Source organism: Sinomicrobium halophytocola, from assembly GCF_052983395.1.
On sequence record NZ_JBRKIT010000042.1, the window covers coordinates 196,436 to 211,863 of the forward strand.

12 protein-coding genes are annotated in these 15,428 nt (G+C 44.9%); 11 read left to right on the forward strand and 1 reads right to left on the reverse strand.

Going from position 1 to position 15,428, the window contains the following annotated elements; all coding sequences use genetic code 11:
* Positions 1–125 precede the first annotated feature (125 nt).
* From ACVBDY_RS19215 to ACVBDY_RS19240, 6 genes are all read left to right on the forward strand, one after another.
* Positions 126–935, forward strand: coding sequence for a glycogen/starch synthase (locus ACVBDY_RS19215; protein ID WP_447177087.1), 810 nt, complete (start codon positions 126–128; stop codon positions 933–935).
* Positions 936–1,066: 131 nt separating this feature from the next.
* Positions 1,067–2,764, forward strand: coding sequence for a BamH family beta-barrel-assembly machinery protein (gene bamH / locus ACVBDY_RS19220; RefSeq protein WP_447177088.1), 1,698 nt, complete (start codon positions 1,067–1,069; stop codon positions 2,762–2,764).
* Positions 2,765–2,803: 39 nt separating this feature from the next.
* Positions 2,804–4,651 carry a glutamine--fructose-6-phosphate transaminase (isomerizing) gene (gene glmS / locus ACVBDY_RS19225; protein WP_447177089.1) on the forward strand — a complete coding sequence of 616 codons (1,848 nt, stop codon included), beginning with the start codon at positions 2,804–2,806 and terminating at the stop codon, positions 4,649–4,651.
* A 342-nt stretch (positions 4,652–4,993) separates the two neighbouring features.
* Positions 4,994–7,834, forward strand: coding sequence for a TonB-dependent receptor (locus ACVBDY_RS19230; RefSeq protein WP_447177090.1), 2,841 nt, complete (start codon positions 4,994–4,996; stop codon positions 7,832–7,834).
* Positions 7,835–8,451: 617 nt separating this feature from the next.
* Positions 8,452–9,228 (forward strand): alpha/beta fold hydrolase, encoded by a 777-nt coding sequence (locus ACVBDY_RS19235; protein WP_447177091.1) that lies wholly within the window; start codon positions 8,452–8,454, stop codon positions 9,226–9,228.
* A gap of 70 nt (positions 9,229–9,298) precedes the next feature.
* Entirely contained in the window at positions 9,299–9,547 is a 249-nt protein-coding gene (locus ACVBDY_RS19240; RefSeq protein WP_447177092.1) for a DUF1660 family phage protein, read from the forward strand.
* A 2-nt stretch (positions 9,548–9,549) separates the two neighbouring features.
* Here ACVBDY_RS19240 and thiL read toward each other — a convergent pair whose 3' ends face one another.
* Positions 9,550–10,599 carry a thiamine-phosphate kinase gene (gene thiL, locus ACVBDY_RS19245; protein WP_447177093.1) on the reverse strand — a complete coding sequence of 350 codons (1,050 nt, stop codon included), beginning with the start codon at positions 10,597–10,599 and terminating at the stop codon, positions 9,550–9,552.
* 225 nt (positions 10,600–10,824) lie between these two features.
* On the opposite strand from thiL, the gene ACVBDY_RS19250 reads away from it, so the two are divergent.
* The 5 genes from ACVBDY_RS19250 (at position 10,825) to sufD (ending at position 15,385) form a co-directional block, all read left to right on the forward strand.
* Complete coding sequence (locus tag ACVBDY_RS19250) at positions 10,825–11,154, forward strand: HesB/IscA family protein (RefSeq protein ID WP_447177094.1); 330 nt, start codon at positions 10,825–10,827, stop codon at positions 11,152–11,154.
* A 67-nt stretch (positions 11,155–11,221) separates the two neighbouring features.
* Positions 11,222–12,667 (forward strand): Fe-S cluster assembly protein SufB, encoded by a 1,446-nt coding sequence (gene sufB, locus ACVBDY_RS19255; protein ID WP_447177095.1) that lies wholly within the window; start codon positions 11,222–11,224, stop codon positions 12,665–12,667.
* A gap of 126 nt (positions 12,668–12,793) precedes the next feature.
* A complete protein-coding gene (sufC, locus tag ACVBDY_RS19260; RefSeq protein ID WP_447177096.1) occupies positions 12,794–13,549 on the forward strand; it encodes a Fe-S cluster assembly ATPase SufC in 756 nt (251 codons plus the stop codon).
* 179 nt (positions 13,550–13,728) lie between these two features.
* Positions 13,729–14,004 carry a four helix bundle protein gene (locus ACVBDY_RS19265; protein ID WP_447177247.1) on the forward strand — a complete coding sequence of 92 codons (276 nt, stop codon included), beginning with the start codon at positions 13,729–13,731 and terminating at the stop codon, positions 14,002–14,004.
* A gap of 64 nt (positions 14,005–14,068) precedes the next feature.
* The gene (gene sufD, locus ACVBDY_RS19270; RefSeq protein ID WP_447177248.1) at positions 14,069–15,385 is read left to right on the forward strand and encodes a Fe-S cluster assembly protein SufD; all 1,317 of its coding nucleotides are present in this window, start codon (positions 14,069–14,071) and stop codon (positions 15,383–15,385) included.
* Positions 15,386–15,428 lie beyond the last annotated feature (43 nt).

A 15,428-nucleotide genomic window follows, 5' to 3' on the forward strand; every position in this document is an offset into this window, starting at 1 on the left:
GGGAATAGAGAGAGTCGAAATGAGTGCGTTAGGCATATTTTTTGTATTTTTGCATGCTTTGGGAGTTTTTCGGAAAAATTGAACAGCTTCTTATACAAAAGTTTTATTGTAAACAAAACGAATTTATGACTGATAAAAAAGTGTTATTTGTTGCCTCCGAAATGATACCCTATTTGCCGGAGAACGAAGTATCTTCACTGGCATATGAAAATCCGAGAATGGTAAATGACAGGGGCGGACAAATACGAATTTTTATGCCTCGCTTTGGAAACATTAACGAGAGAAGGCACCAGCTTCATGAAGTCATACGCCTCTCCGGAATGAACCTGGTGATTAACGATATGGACATGCCTCTTATCATAAAAGTGGCATCTATCCCCAAAGAAAGGATACAGGTATATTTCATAGATAACGAAGAATATTTTAAGCGAAAGGCTACCTTTTCCGATGAGGACGGAAACCTTTTTCCGGATAATGACGAACGAGCCATATTTTTTGCCAAAGGAGTTGTGGAGACCGTTAAAAAACTAAACTGGTCTCCCGATATTATCCATGTACACGGCTGGATGGCCAGTATGCTCCCGCTATACCTGAAGAAATACTATGCCGATGAGCCCTTGTTTGCCGATAGTAAAATAGTGACATCGGTGTACAACAAAGATTTCGAAGGGACGTTAGATAAGCAGATGATGGAAAAAGTGAAGTTCGACGGTATTGCCGAAGATGATGTCAGGGCATTGGAAACCCCGGATTATTCAGGAATACTCAAGGTGGCTATAGATAATTCCGATGCGGTGGTCATTGCATCGGAAAAAATACCTTCGGACCTGGAAGAATATTTGAAAAGTGCAGATAAACCGGTATTACCCTACGTATCTATTTACGAATTTGAAGATGCCTACGAACAATTTTACGAAACAAAGGTTTTAGGTTAAATCGGGGTGGATACCAGAGTGACGGTTTTCTTTGCCATGCCGGGTGAATACCGCATACAGGATGGAAAGAATGCCTGCCGGAAAGCAGGGGACAGTCGCCGGTTTTCAGCCCAAAAAAAATTAAAGACAGCATGAAGAAAGTAAACTTTCAGTCATACAAGGCAATACTGCTCCTGGGCGGCATTGCTTTTTTCGCTTCTTGTAGTGACGATGTCAATACGATAGGAACGGATATTATAGGTGACGGAAACTTTGAAACGGAGCGGGCAGAATTTGAAGTGTACGCTTACAACCGCAAACTCAGCGGGGTACAGACCAACGGAATGCCCCTGTACCAGCTCGGGGTTTATAACGATCCTATATACGGAAGGACCGAAGCCAGTATCGTATCGCAGTTGTACCTTACCAATACCCGGCCGGTCTTTGGGGCGAGTACCCAGGAAAGGGAAGATGAATATGCCAATGACAACGATGCGGAGACCACACCGGAAAATGAAACCGTAACAACAGTGTACCTGAACATTCCCTTTTTCGGAGAAGTTGCGGACGGAGAGACCGAAAATAACGATTCGGGGACTCCGGTCGCCCGGAAATACGACCTGGATTCCATCTACGGAAGTAAAACCGCGGAGTTCCGTTTAAAGGTCGAAGAGTTGACCTATTACCTTCGCGATCTCGATCCGTCCAGCGGATTCCTGGAACAACAGGAATATTTTTCAGATAAGGATTTTTCCTCCAATACGGGCATGGTGCTTCGCGATAGTATAGTGAAGATAAGTAACCTGGAAGAACTGATTTTAAAAGAAGATGATCCGGATACCCCCGATGTGGACGAATCCCAGGAAGTGGAAACCAGGCTTAGCCCCAGGATAAGAGTAAAGCTCGAGCCGTCTTATTTCCAGCAGATACTTGATAAAGAAGGATCGTCAGAGCTGATGAGCAACAGTAACTTCAAGGAGTTTATCAAAGGCCTTCGGTTTTCAGCCTCCGGGTTTTCGGAAGATGCGCTGATGCTCCTCGACTGGAATAATGCGAATGTAGAAGTTGAATACGAATACGATAGGGTAGATACGGCAAATAACAATGAAATTGTAAAGGGGAATTCTTCTTTTACCCTCAGTCTGGGTGCCTTTACAACAGATGCCAGCTCCGGGGCGAGAACAAGGAGGAATAATGTAGCAAATACCATGACCAGTGAAGCTTATCCGGCAGAGATCGACGAACAGCTGGATAACGGGGCCAATGCATCGCGTCTTTATCTCAAAGGAGGTGCGGGGACAGTGACGGAGCTCCGCTTGTTTGATCCTAAGGGAAGTTCTGATGTTTTGGAAGCTAATGAAAAGCAAGGATGGATCATCAACGAAGCTAACCTTACTTTTTATGTGGACAGGGAGAAGCTGGACGCTTATCCGGAAGTTATGGAGCCCTCCAGAATATATGTTTACAATATGGATAATGACAGTATAGTTGCTGATGTAGAACTGGATTATACTGTTAATCAGGATAAGGAATTGTCCAGGCAGATCTACGGAGGCATACTGAAGAAAGAGGACGATAAAGGGATTAGTTATAAAATAAGGCTTACGGAGCATGTGGACCGCATTCTGAATGATAATGCCACGAATGTCCGGCTCGGCCTTGCCCTGACATCCAATATAAATAATACGAGAACGGTTTCTGCCGAAGGAAATGGCGAAGATCCGGAACTTATTGCTGCTGAAGCATCGGTAGTTACACCTTTGAGTACGGTGCTGTACGGGAATAATGTGGGAGAGGAGGATAAAGATAAGCGGCTGAAGCTGGAGATATTCTATACGCAAGTGGAATAAACTAAACCCCAAATCAGGAATAACTAAAGAGCAAACAGAATGTGTGGAATTGTAGGATATATCGGTCACAGAGAAGCTTACCCGGTAGTGGTAAAAGGGCTTCAGCGATTGGAATATCGCGGCTATGACAGTGCGGGAGTGGCATTGTATGACGGTGCAAAGATTCAATTGTCCAAAACCAAAGGTAAAGTGGCAGATCTGGAAGCTAAGGCCAAAGCGGAGATCGCCCTGCAGGGAACATTAGGTATAGGGCATACCCGGTGGGCCACCCACGGAGAGCCCAATGATGTCAATTCCCATCCGCATTACTCCAATTCCGGTGACCTTGTTATTATCCACAACGGAATTATTGAGAATTATGAACCCCTTCGCCGGGAATTGACCAAAAGAGGGTACACTTTTACTTCGGATACGGACACAGAGGTACTCGTAAACCTGATAGAGGACGTAAAGAAAAATCACGATCTGAAACTTGGTAAAGCTGTGCAGATAGCTTTAAACCAGGTATATGGAGCATATGCCATAGTGGTTTTTGACAAGACCAAGCCCAATGAAATTGTAGTGGCCAAGCTCGGTAGCCCGTTGGCTATCGGTGTAGGCGAAGATGAGTTTTTTGTGGCTTCGGACGCTTCTCCTTTTATTGAGTATACCAATAACGCGATCTACCTTGAAGATGAAGAGATGGCTATCTTGAGAAGAGGGAAGGAAATAAAAATAAGAAAAATAAAAGACGATTCACTGGTAGATCCGTATGTTCAGGAGCTTCAGTTGAACCTGGAGCAGATAGAGAAAGGCGGATACGACCATTTTATGCTTAAGGAGATCTACGAACAGCCCCAGGCGATCAGAGATACCTACAGGGGAAGACTTCGGGTAGATGAGGGCATCATAAAGATGGCCGGAATGGAAGACAACCTGGAGAAGTTTCTAAATGCGGACAGGATACTTATTGCGGCCTGTGGTACGTCATGGCACGCCGGACTGGTGGCGGAATATATTTTTGAAGACCTGGCCCGGGTTCCCGTAGAAGTAGAATACGCATCGGAATTCCGTTACCGCAACCCGATAATTACGGAGCGGGATGTGCTGATTGTTATATCGCAATCCGGGGAAACGGCCGATACCCTGGCGGCGATTAAGCTGGCTAAAGAAAAAGGTGCCTTTGTATTCGGGGTGTGTAATGTAGTAGGATCATCCATCGCACGAGAAGCTCATGCAGGGGCTTACACCCATGCCGGCCCGGAGATTGGCGTGGCATCTACCAAAGCGTTTACAACGCAGATCACCGTGCTTACCCTTATGGCTCTTAAAATGGCATCTGCCAAGGGTGCCATATCCAGGACGGAATTACAGCGTTACCTGGCGGAAATGGAAGCTATTCCGGCAAAAGTAGAGGGTTGTCTCAAAATTAACGACCATGTGAAATATATAGCTTCCCTCTATGAAAAAGCGCCTAACTGTCTTTATCTGGGAAGAGGCTATAATTTCCCTGTAGCCCTCGAAGGGGCGTTGAAATTAAAAGAAATATCCTATATCCATGCCGAAGGTTATCCGGCTGCGGAAATGAAACACGGACCCATAGCCCTTATCGATGAACAGATGCCCGTAGTGATCATTGCTACAAAGAACGGACACTATGATAAGGTAGTGAGCAATATCCAGGAAATAAAGTCCAGAAAAGGGAAGATTATCGCTGTAGTTATGGAAGGAGATACCACGGTAAGAGAACTGGCAGATCATATTATAGAAGTGCCGGAAACTACGGAGGCGTTGAGCCCGCTTCTGACCACCATACCGTTGCAACTGCTTAGCTATCATATTGCAGTGATGCGGGGTTGTGATGTGGATCAGCCACGTAACCTGGCCAAGTCGGTTACTGTAGAGTAGCAGATCGTAAAAGAAAAAATGATATTTGGAGAAAAACCCGTTCCGGTCCCGGAGCGGGTTTTTTATTTGTCAGAGTTTTTTATATGTGTTCAAGGAATGTTGCCTACTAATCTCACTATGACCAAAAATGTTCCCGTAACGAAACCTGGTCCTGTATTCCGGAATCTGCCGGGATGGAAAAACGATACCCGGTAATCATTTTACCTGGTAAGAAACAAAATGAAAATGCGGGAAATTTATAAAAACAAACATGATATTATTGATAATAAAATATCAGGCATAAATATTAATTAAATGTTAAAAATTAGTATATTGTTATTGCTAAATCAATAATTGTATACTATGAGAACTTTTGTTTTTATCCTTCTTTTTTTGTGGGGGGCCTTCTCCTATGCACAAATTACGGTTTCCGGGACGGTGACCGATGAAAACGGGGAGCCTGTTCCCGGGGCCAATGTGGTTCTGGTTGGTAAAACCGTGGGAGCGGTTACCGACATGCACGGGGTATTTACCCTGGAAACTTCCGAATCCCTGCCATTTGTATTGTCTATCTCCAGTATAGGCTATGCATCGGTAACAGTAGATGTGACCTCCTCCGGTCAGGAAATAAATGTCCGGCTTCAGGAACAGGAGACGTTGCTGGACGAAATTGTGATCTCCGCATCCCGTACACCGGAACGTATCTTTGAATCGCCGGTAACGGTAGAGCGTTTCGGGGTACGGGAAATAAGGAATACTTCCTCGGCGAATTTCTATGACGGCCTGGAAAATCTCAAAGGGGTGGATATCAACACCAACTCCTTTACCTTTAAGTCCGTAAACACACGCGGATTCGCTTCATTCGCCAATACGCGTTTTGTGCAATTGGTAGATGGTATGGACAATACCTCGCCGGCATTAAACTTTGTATTGGGAAACCTGGTGGGTATGTCAGAACTCGATGTACACAGTGTGGAATTGCTCCCGGGAGCCTCGTCTGCCTTGTACGGGGCAAATGCCTTTAACGGAATTTTGTTCATGACCAGTAAAAACCCCTTCGATTACCAGGGAATAAGTGCTTATGTCAAGAGCGGGATCACCTCCCAGGAGGCTGCCGGAGACAATGCTTTTTATGACTTGGGTATAAGAATGGCTCATGCGTTCAGTGATAAATTTGCGGTAAAAGCCAACTTTTCCTATTTGCGGGGGACAGACTGGTATGCCGTAAACGAGGAAGATGTGCTCAATCCGGGGGCAACCCGTGCCAATCCGGATTATGACGGGATGAATATCTATGGAGATGAAGTAAGTACGAGTATAAAAAGTGTTGCCAACGATATGGTAGCCCTGGGATTACTTCCCGACGGAGCGCAAAACCTGGTGCCGGACCAGGTGGTAAGCCGTACAGGGTATGCCGAAAGGGACCTTACCGATTACAAGGCCGAAAGTGTTAAAGCCGATTTTTCATTGCACTATCGCCCTTTTGCCAACGATTTTGAGATTATATACAACGGCAGACTGGGCCGCGGTTCTACGATTTACCAGGGGGCGAACCGCTATGCTTTACGCGACTTCTTTATACAGCAACACAAAATCGAGTTCCGCAATAACAATTTTTTTGTTCGGGGATACATTACCGCGGAAAAAGCAGGAGATTCTTACGACATGCGTTTTACCGGAATTAACATGAACAGGCTATGGAAGCCCGATGAACAATGGTTTGGAGAATATGTTGGTGCTTATCTCACTGCTTTTCAGGGAGGCGCCGGTTTTGCTCCGGGCGATGCCACCGCTTCTCATTCTTTTGCCCGGCAGATTGCCGATACAGGGCGACTGGAGCCGGGAACAGCCGAATTTGAGAGTGCCTTTCGGCAAGTGACAGGAAGCCCGGACCTGGCCAGCGGTTCCAGGTTTCAGGATAATACGAAAATGAGACATATAGATGCCAACTACAATTTTAGTCACTGGACAGAAAGCTTTGCCGATATCCAGGTAGGAGGATCGTTTCGGGAATATGTCCTGAATTCTTACGGGACTATCTTTACCGACTACGATGGCCCCATTACCTATTCGGAATATGGGGCTTACACACAGATACAGAAAAAGGTACTCGATGAGCGGTTGAAGTTCACCGGATCGCTCCGTTATGATAAGTCACAGCTTTTTGATGGCTTTGTCTCCCCCAGGGTGTCTTTGGGATACACGGCGGGACAAAACAGGAACCACAATTTAAGGGCTTCTTTCCAGACCGGGTTCCGGAATCCTACCACGCAGGACCTCTTTATCGGTCTGGATGCGGGAAGAGCTGTTTTAATAGGTTCTGCCGAGGAGAATCTCGATCGTTATGTACGTACTTATGAATTGAGTGATATAGGGGCTATGGTGGCAGGAAGTCCTACTGCCGATATTTCCGGAAGGCATGCTTACGAGCAGGCGTATTCCGCCCGGTCAGTACAGGCATTCAGCGCCTCTGCAGAGGCGGGCGCTCCAAACCCGGCTTTACTGGCAATTGCCGATGTGGAAAAGGTGAAGCCCGAAAAGGTTACGGCTTTTGAGGTGGGATACCGCGGGCAATTACAAAAAGTTACTATAGACGCGAGTGTTTACTATAATAAGTATGAAGATTTTATTGCCAATGAAACGGTCGTGGTCCCTTTTTACGGGGCACTGGACCTCTCGGACCCGGTTGATCTGGGTACGGGACCTACCCCCCGGGCGCTTATCGCCCTGAGCCAGGGTGATTTTCAGGCGTACCAGGCGTATACCAACTCCTCGGTGGATATAAATTCGTATGGAGCTACCCTGGGACTGGATGCTAAAGTAATGGGAAATTTCGATCTCGGGGTCAACTATACCTTTGCCGATTTTGACTTTGACGAAGATAAAGACCCTGATTTTCGCCCCGGGTTCAATACGCCTAAACACAAGGTAAAAGCCCATTTCGGTAATACGGAGCTGTTTGAAAATTTCGGGTTTAATATCAATTGGAGATGGAGTGATGCGTTTTTCTGGCAGGCCAGTTTTGCCGACGGGAATGTTCCGGCGTTTTCCGTTATGGATGTACAGCTTAATTACCGGGTTCCCGCCGTAAAGTCCACCTTTAAGGTCGGCGGGACCAATATTGGCGGAAATGAATATTTTACCGCAGTAGGTACCGGGCTCGTCGGTTCACAGTATTATATTTCTTGGGTGGTGAGCCCATAGGCTGGTTTTTAGGGAAAGCCCATGAGTATTGGAAACAGATTGCCGAAAAGGTGGTGATCTACAGCAAACGTAACACCGCTTTTTATTTGCGGACAAGTCCCGATAATGCCATTTAAGGGAATGCGTTGACGGCGGACCGGTTTGGGTTGACCGCTAAACCAACCGGTTTAGCGGTCAACCGAACTACTTATGCGGCAAATGTATTTGCTTAAGCGGTCAACTTAACCGGTTTAGCCGTCAAAGTAACCCGTTTCGCGGCTAAAGGGAATGGTTTAGCCGCTAACCGAACTACTTCTGCGGTCAACATAACTGTGTAAGCGGCAAACGTATTTGGTTAAGCGGTCAACTTAACTCGTTTAGCCGTCAAAGTAACCCGTTTCGCGGCTAAAGGAAATGGTTAAGCCGCTAAACCAATTACTTCCGGTGTCAAAGGGATTGCTTTAATGGCCGTTTTCCGGGCTTTAAAGGGGGAAATCCTTTACCGGCTTTTTGTATCTGGATATATCCCGTAAGGTTTCAACTATATTAGAGAAATTAATATTGAGAAGGATTTTGGCTTTTGTGTACGAAATGCACAACTTTGCATTTTCTTATGGGATCATAAAGCAGAACGGCAAATGACAATTAATCACAAAGGTATTCCCGTTTTTTATACGGAAGAAGGCAAAGGGCCTGTTTTGGTACTTTTACATGGTTTTTTAGAGAACTCCGGTATGTGGAAAGGCCTGATTCCGGGACTTTCCGATAAAAACAGGGTGGTCGCCATAGATCTCCTGGGGCACGGGCAGACGGGGTGTCTCGGCTATGTGCATACCATGGAGATGATGGCCGAAGCCGTAGAAGAGGTGTTAAAACACCTGAAGATACGCAAATCCGTACTGGTGGGGCATTCAATGGGAGGCTATGTGGCCCTGGCCTTTGCGGAGAAGAACCCGGATGCCATAAAGGGTCTGGTATTGCTCAATTCTACCGCCCGGGCGGATGATGAGGCCCGGAGACAAAACAGGGACCGTGCCATTGTTGCAGTAAAACAGAACCATCGGAATTTTATCAGAATGGCTATTTCCAATCTTTTCCGGCCCAAAAACCGTACAATATTCCGCGAGGAAATAAAAGAAATTAAAACGGAGGCTCTTAAAACACCTTTGCAGGGTATTGTAGCTGCCCTGGAAGGGATGAAGATCCGGGAGGACAGGGAAGTGCTTCTGCATTTTTCACCTTACAAAAAGATGATGATCCTCGGGAAAAAAGATCCCGTCCTGAATTTTGATGTCCTGATGGACCAGACAAAGGGCGCTGATGTTGCGATTTTTGAAGTTTCGGACGGTCATATGAGCCATATTGAGAATAAAAAAGAAGTTTTGTATGCAATATGTTGGTTTTTAAAGAAATAGCCGGAATTTTTTTGATTTTTGATTTATAAAATAGTATATTCGGGGGCGTGAATCCAAAACTACCCAAACCATGCATATAAAGTCTAACAAATCCGTTTTTTCTATGGCCCGGATACTCTGCTTCATCTTCGGACATCGATTCAGGGTAACAAAAGAAGTGACATCTTACATTAAAGAGTATCAGTGTAGTTGTTGCAGGGCCGAAGTAACCGTAAATGATGAAGGGCGACTGACCTCGCTGACCTCACAACTGAAAGAGATCAACGAGACGCTGGCCGAATTACATCAGAAAAAGCAGCATTCCAGTTCTGCCGCTTGAAATTATTCTTCTTTCAGGGCATTCCAGCCTCTTGCTTTGAGGGGGATTTTCGTGTTTGCCCGCGATATTAAATGCATGCCTTCATTTTCCAGAGTCATGTGTCCGATGATAGTCAGGTGAGGGTTTCCCTGAATTTTAGGATAATCTTCCTGTGTGATGGTAAAGAGCAGTTCGTAGTCCTCTCCGCCACTTAGGGCAACCATGGTGCTGTTTATGTCAAACTCCTCGCTGGTGGAAATAACCTGCGGGTCCAGGGGTATTTTGTCTTCGTACAGGTTGCATCCTACGCCCGATTGCTTGCAAAGGTGTAAGATCTCCGAAGAAAGACCGTCCGATATATCTATCATAGAGGTGGGTTTCACCCCGAGTTCCTTAAGCAGTACGGGAATGTCTTTTCTGGCTTCCGGTTTCAGCTGTCTTTCCACAATGTAGGTGTACATGGACAGGTCCGGCTGGTTGTTGGGATTTACTTTAAACACCTCTTTTTCTCTTTTCAGCACCTGTAGTCCCATATAGGCACCTCCCAGGTCGCCGGAAACTACCAGGAGATCATTGGGTTTTGCGCCGTTACGGTATACCAGGTCCTCGCTTTTCGCTTCACCTATGGCGGTGACGGATATAAATAATCCCTTATTGGAAGATGTGGTGTCGCCACCTATCATATCCACGTCGTATAGTTCGCAGGCCAGTGCAATACCATCGTAAAGTTCTTCCAGGGCTTCCAGCGGAAAGCGATTGGAAACGGCAATGGAAACGGTGATCTGGGTAGCCGTGGCATTCATGGCGTAAATGTCGGACAGGTTAACCATAACAGCTTTGTATCCCAGGTGTTTTAAGGGTACATAAGCCAGGTCGAAGTGAACACCTTCCACCAGCAGGTCATTGGTGATCACGGTCTTTTTGTTTTTGAAATCCAGCACGGCAGCATCATCTCCTACTCCTTTTACCGTGGATTTTCGCGTAACCTTAAAGTCCTTGGTCAAATGTTCAATGAGCCCGAATTCACCAAGTTCGGAAAGCGAAGTGCGTTGTGGGTCTTTGTCTTCTATCATAGTGCAAAGGTAGGAGTTTTTGAAAGATAACAAATGTGTTGATTTATCCGGACGGAAGATGTCATGAGAAAAAATGAGCAATGTATCCTTGCCCCGTTTTTCGGCATGCGATTGTTATAAATTTCCCTTATACTGTGATTGTGTAATTGCTGTGTAAATAGTTTATTAAGTCTATTATAGTTACTATCTTTGCATTGCAATTTAAGATTAAACCACGATAAAACCATGATAAGAGTTTCAGACACAGCAAAGCGGAAGGTTGTAGAGCTTATGACCGAAGGAGGTTTTGATGCTTCCATGGACTTTGTGCGCGTAGGCGTTAAAAGCGGGGGATGTAGTGGCCTGTCATACGAACTGAAGTTTGACAAGCTGCAAAACGAAGATGATAAAATCTTTGAAGATAATGCGGTGCGTATCCTTGTAGATAAAAAGAGTTTTTTATATCTGGTAGGGACGACACTGGAATATTCGGGCGGACTTAATGGAAAAGGATTTGTGTTCAATAACCCGAATGCACAGCGGACCTGCGGATGCGGGGAGAGCTTTTCGTTATAAACGATAACGGGATTTTTGCTTCTCCTTTACAGGGCAGGACGGATGTTAATTGTATGAAATAAAAGCGATGGCATATACAGAGGAAGAATTAAAAAAAGAACTTGAAACCAAAGAATACGAATACGGTTTTTATACGGATATAGAGTCGGAGACATTTCCTGTGGGGCTTAACGAGGAGATCGTGCGGGCCATTTCCAGGAAGAAAGAAGAACCGGAATGGATGACCGAGTGGCGTGTGGAAGCTTTCAAAGCATGGGAGCTGATGATCGAGCCGGAATGGGCCAATGTAACATATAAAAAGCCCGATTTTCAGAATATCAGTTATTATTCGGCGCCTAAGAAGAAAGACAAATATAACAGCCTGGATGAAGTAGATCCGGAATTGCTGGAAACGTTCAGTAAACTGGGAATATCGCTCGACGAACAGAAAAAGCTTGCGGGAGTGGCCATAGATGTAGTGATGGATTCCGTTTCCGTAGCTACTACCTTTAAGAAGACGCTCGCTGAAAAAGGGATTATTTTCTGCTCTATCAGTGAAGCTATTAAAGAGCACCCGGAACTCGTAAAGAAATATATCGGTTCCGTAGTGCCCAAAAAAGATAATTTTTACGCGGCTCTTAATTCGGCGGTGTTCTCGGACGGTTCGTTCTGTTACATACCCAAAGGGGTGCGTTGTCCGATGGAATTGTCTACATATTTCCGTATTAACCAGGCGGGGACCGGACAGTTTGAGCGGACATTGGTCATTGCGGACGAAGGGAGCTATGTGAGTTACCTGGAAGGCTGTACTGCGCCTATGCGCGATGAGAACCAGCTGCACGCTGCCGTAGTGGAACTGGTCGCCCTCGAAGATGCCGAAATAAAATACTCTACGGTTCAGAACTGGTTTCCCGGAGGAAAAGACGGTAAGGGCGGGGTGTATAACTTTGTAACCAAAAGAGGGTTGTGCGAAACCAATGCCAAGATCTCCTGGACTCAGGTAGAAACGGGCAGTGCCATTACCTGGAAATACCCCAGTTGTATACTGAAAGGCGATAACTCCGTCGGGGAATTTTACTCTATCGCCGTAACCAATAACTATCAGCAGGCAGATACCGGGACCAAAATGATCCATCTCGGAAAAAATACCAGGAGTACCATTATATCCAAAGGTGTTTCCGCGGGAAAATCACAGAACAGTTACCGGGGACTGGTGCAGATCAACAGCAGGGCCGAAAATGCACGGAACTTTTCACAGTGTGATTCCTTGTTGATGGGCAACAATTGCGGAGCACACACCTTCCCGTACATAGAAGTCAAAAATAAAACAGCCCAGATAGAACACGAGGCTACGACCTCGAAAATCGGGGAAGACCAGATCTTTTACTGTAACCAGCGGGGAATCGATACGGAAAAGGCCATTGCGTTAATCGTTAACGGCTTTAGTAAAGAGGTCCTGAATAAACTACCTATGGAATTTGCCGTGGAAGCACAGAAATTACTGGAAATCTCGCTGGAAGGTTCTGTCGGGTAGAACGCTAAAAAAATCACCGTTATTTATCGGAATACAGTCGAACAGTAGTAATGCAAAAAATGGTAGCCCAACCTTTGTCCTTACAGGATAAAGAACAAGGTGCCGGTTTTTAAATTTTAATAAGAAATGCTAAAGATAAACAACTTACGTGCCGGTATAGAAGGCAAGGAGATATTAAAGGGGATAAACATCGAGGTGAATGCCGGGGAAGTGCATGCTATCATGGGACCTAACGGTTCCGGTAAAAGTACGTTGTCTTCCGTTATCGCCGGCAAGGAGGAGTTTGAAGTTACGGAAGGAAACATTGTTTTTGAGGGTGAAGACCTGGAGGAACTTTCTGCAGAGGAAAGAGCACACAAAGGTATTTTTCTGTCTTTCCAGTATCCCGTGGAAATTCCCGGTGTATCGGTGACTAACTTCATGAAGACTGCCATCAACGAAACCCGGAAAGCACAGGGGCTGAAAGAGATGCCTGCTAATGAAATGCTGAAGAAAATACGGGAAAAATCAGAGCTTCTGGAAATAGACCGTAAGTTTCTTTCCCGTTCTTTAAACGAAGGGTTTTCCGGTGGAGAGAAAAAACGAAACGAAATATTCCAGCTGGCCATGCTGGAGCCGAAACTGGCCATTCTGGACGAAACGGATTCCGGACTGGATATCGATGCCCTTCGTATTGTATCTAACGGGGTCAACCGTTTGCGTTCCAAAGACAATGCCGTAGTCGTAATTACACATTACCAGAGATTGCTGGATTATATCGTTCCGGATTTTGTACATGTACTCCTCGACGGAAAGATCGTAAAATCCGGAGGTGCGGAACTGGCACATGAACTGGAAGAAAAAGGGTACGACTGGATAAAACAGGAAAAAGTTAATAATTAGTTTCTTGTTTCTATAGTTTTTGGTTTCATGTTTTTATGCTAATGAACCCTTCGTCTTATGGCAACGATTACCAGTTTTGAGGATTTGGATATCTGGAAGGAAGCAAGAAGGTTGCATAAAGAGATTTAACTATTTCGAAAGATACGGATTTAAAACATGATTTTAAACTCCAATATCAGATAAAAGGATCTTCCAGGTCAGTGATGGATAACATTTCGGAAGGCTTTGAAAGGGATGGAAATATGGAATTTAAACACTTTCTTTCTATAGCAAAAGGTTCCGCAGGTGAAACAAGATCGCAATTGTACCGAGTGTTTGATTCCGGGTATATTTCGGAAGAAAAACCGGAGAGATTGAAAAATGACTATAAAACCCCCAGTAAGCGCATTGCAAACCTGGTAATTTATTTAAATAAGAAAGATTACAAGGGGTTGAAATTCAAAGATGAGGGATAGGAAACCGGACACACAGAAACCCAGAAACAATAGAAACAGAAAACACAGAAACTTAAAGTAAGTGATGGAATTAAAAGATAAATTGGTTTCTTCTTTCTTTGCGTATGAAGACGGACTGGATGTGCATTCGCCCATACATGATATCTGTTCGGATGCGATAAAGAAATTCGACAAAAAGGGATTTCCGACCAGGAAGGAAGAAGCTTGGAAATATACTTCTTTAAATGCTATCCTGAAGCAGAACTACAGCCTGTTCCCGAAAGAGGATACAGGATTGGAGTTTAAGGATGTAATGCGGTATTTTATCCATGATATAGATTCGTATAAAATAGCTTTTGTGGACGGCAGGTACAGTTCGAATCTGTCGGCAACCTCGCATGACGGACTGGATGTATGTCTTATGAGTTCTGCCTTGAGCAAGCCAAAATACAGGGCCATTATTGAAAAATACTTTAACCGGGCTGCTAATTCGGAAGATAGTCTTACCGCTCTTAATACGGCCTTCTTAAAAGAAGGGGCATTCATAAACATTCCCAAAGGAAAGGTTGTGGATAAACCCATTCAGATCCTGCATTTTTCTACCGGTAAAGAGCCTGCAATGATGCTTCAGCCCAGGAACCTGATCGTCGTAGGTGAAAATGCACAGGTACAGATCATTGAGCGTCATCAGAGCCTTACGGAAAACCCTGTACTCACCAATGTTGTAACCGAGATATTTGCAGGTAAGGAAGCTCTGGTAGATTACTACAAGATTCAAAATGACAACCATGCGGCTTCTCTGATAGATAATACTTATGTGTCTCAGGAGAAAAACAGCCATGCTTCCGTACATACATTTTCTATAGGCGGAAACCTTACCCGCAATAACCTGAATTTTTATCACAGGGACGAGCATGTCACTTCCACACTGAAGGGAATTACTATTATAGGGGAAAAACAGCATGTGGACCATCATACCCTTGTAAATCATGTATATCCCCATTGCGAAAGTCACCAGGATTATAAAGGTATATATGCCGATCGCAGTACCGGGGTTTTCAACGGTAAGGTGATTGTGGAAAAAGAGGCGCAAAAGACCAATGCTTTCCAGCAGAACAATAATATCCTTCTGGACGATAAAGCCACGATCAATGCCAAGCCCCAATTGGAGATATTTGCCGATGACGTAAAATGTTCGCACGGATGTACTATTGGACAACTGGATGAAGAAGCGTTATTTTATCTTCGTTCCAGGGGAATTCCTATGAAAGAAGCTAAGGCGCTTCTTATGTATGCCTTTGCCAATAATGTTCTCGAAAGCGTAAAAATACCGGAAGTAAAAGCACGTATCAACAAGCTTATCGCGAAAAAGCTGGGTGTTAATCTCGGTTTTGAACTTTAAGCTAAGAGAAAAAGAGGTAAAGAGGAAAAGTTCAAGACATAGG

Excerpts from the sequence above, each read along its gene's own strand:
- ACVBDY_RS19215 (WP_447177087.1), top strand. The coding sequence starts at position 126 with ATGACTGATAAAAAAGTGTTATTTGTTGCCTCCGAAATGATACCCTAT.
- bamH (WP_447177088.1), top strand. The coding sequence starts at position 1,067 with ATGAAGAAAGTAAACTTTCAGTCATACAAGGCAATACTGCTCCTGGGC.
- glmS (WP_447177089.1), top strand. The coding sequence starts at position 2,804 with ATGTGTGGAATTGTAGGATATATCGGTCACAGAGAAGCTTACCCGGTA.
- ACVBDY_RS19230 (WP_447177090.1), top strand. The coding sequence starts at position 4,994 with ATGAGAACTTTTGTTTTTATCCTTCTTTTTTTGTGGGGGGCCTTCTCC.
- ACVBDY_RS19235 (WP_447177091.1), top strand. The coding sequence starts at position 8,452 with ATGACAATTAATCACAAAGGTATTCCCGTTTTTTATACGGAAGAAGGC.
- ACVBDY_RS19240 (WP_447177092.1), top strand. The coding sequence starts at position 9,299 with ATGCATATAAAGTCTAACAAATCCGTTTTTTCTATGGCCCGGATACTC.
- thiL (WP_447177093.1), bottom strand. The coding sequence starts at position 10,599 with ATGATAGAAGACAAAGACCCACAACGCACTTCGCTTTCCGAACTTGGT.
- ACVBDY_RS19250 (WP_447177094.1), top strand. The coding sequence starts at position 10,825 with ATGATAAGAGTTTCAGACACAGCAAAGCGGAAGGTTGTAGAGCTTATG.
- sufB (WP_447177095.1), top strand. The coding sequence starts at position 11,222 with ATGGCATATACAGAGGAAGAATTAAAAAAAGAACTTGAAACCAAAGAA.
- sufC (WP_447177096.1), top strand. The coding sequence starts at position 12,794 with ATGCTAAAGATAAACAACTTACGTGCCGGTATAGAAGGCAAGGAGATA.
- sufD (WP_447177248.1), top strand. The coding sequence starts at position 14,069 with ATGGAATTAAAAGATAAATTGGTTTCTTCTTTCTTTGCGTATGAAGAC.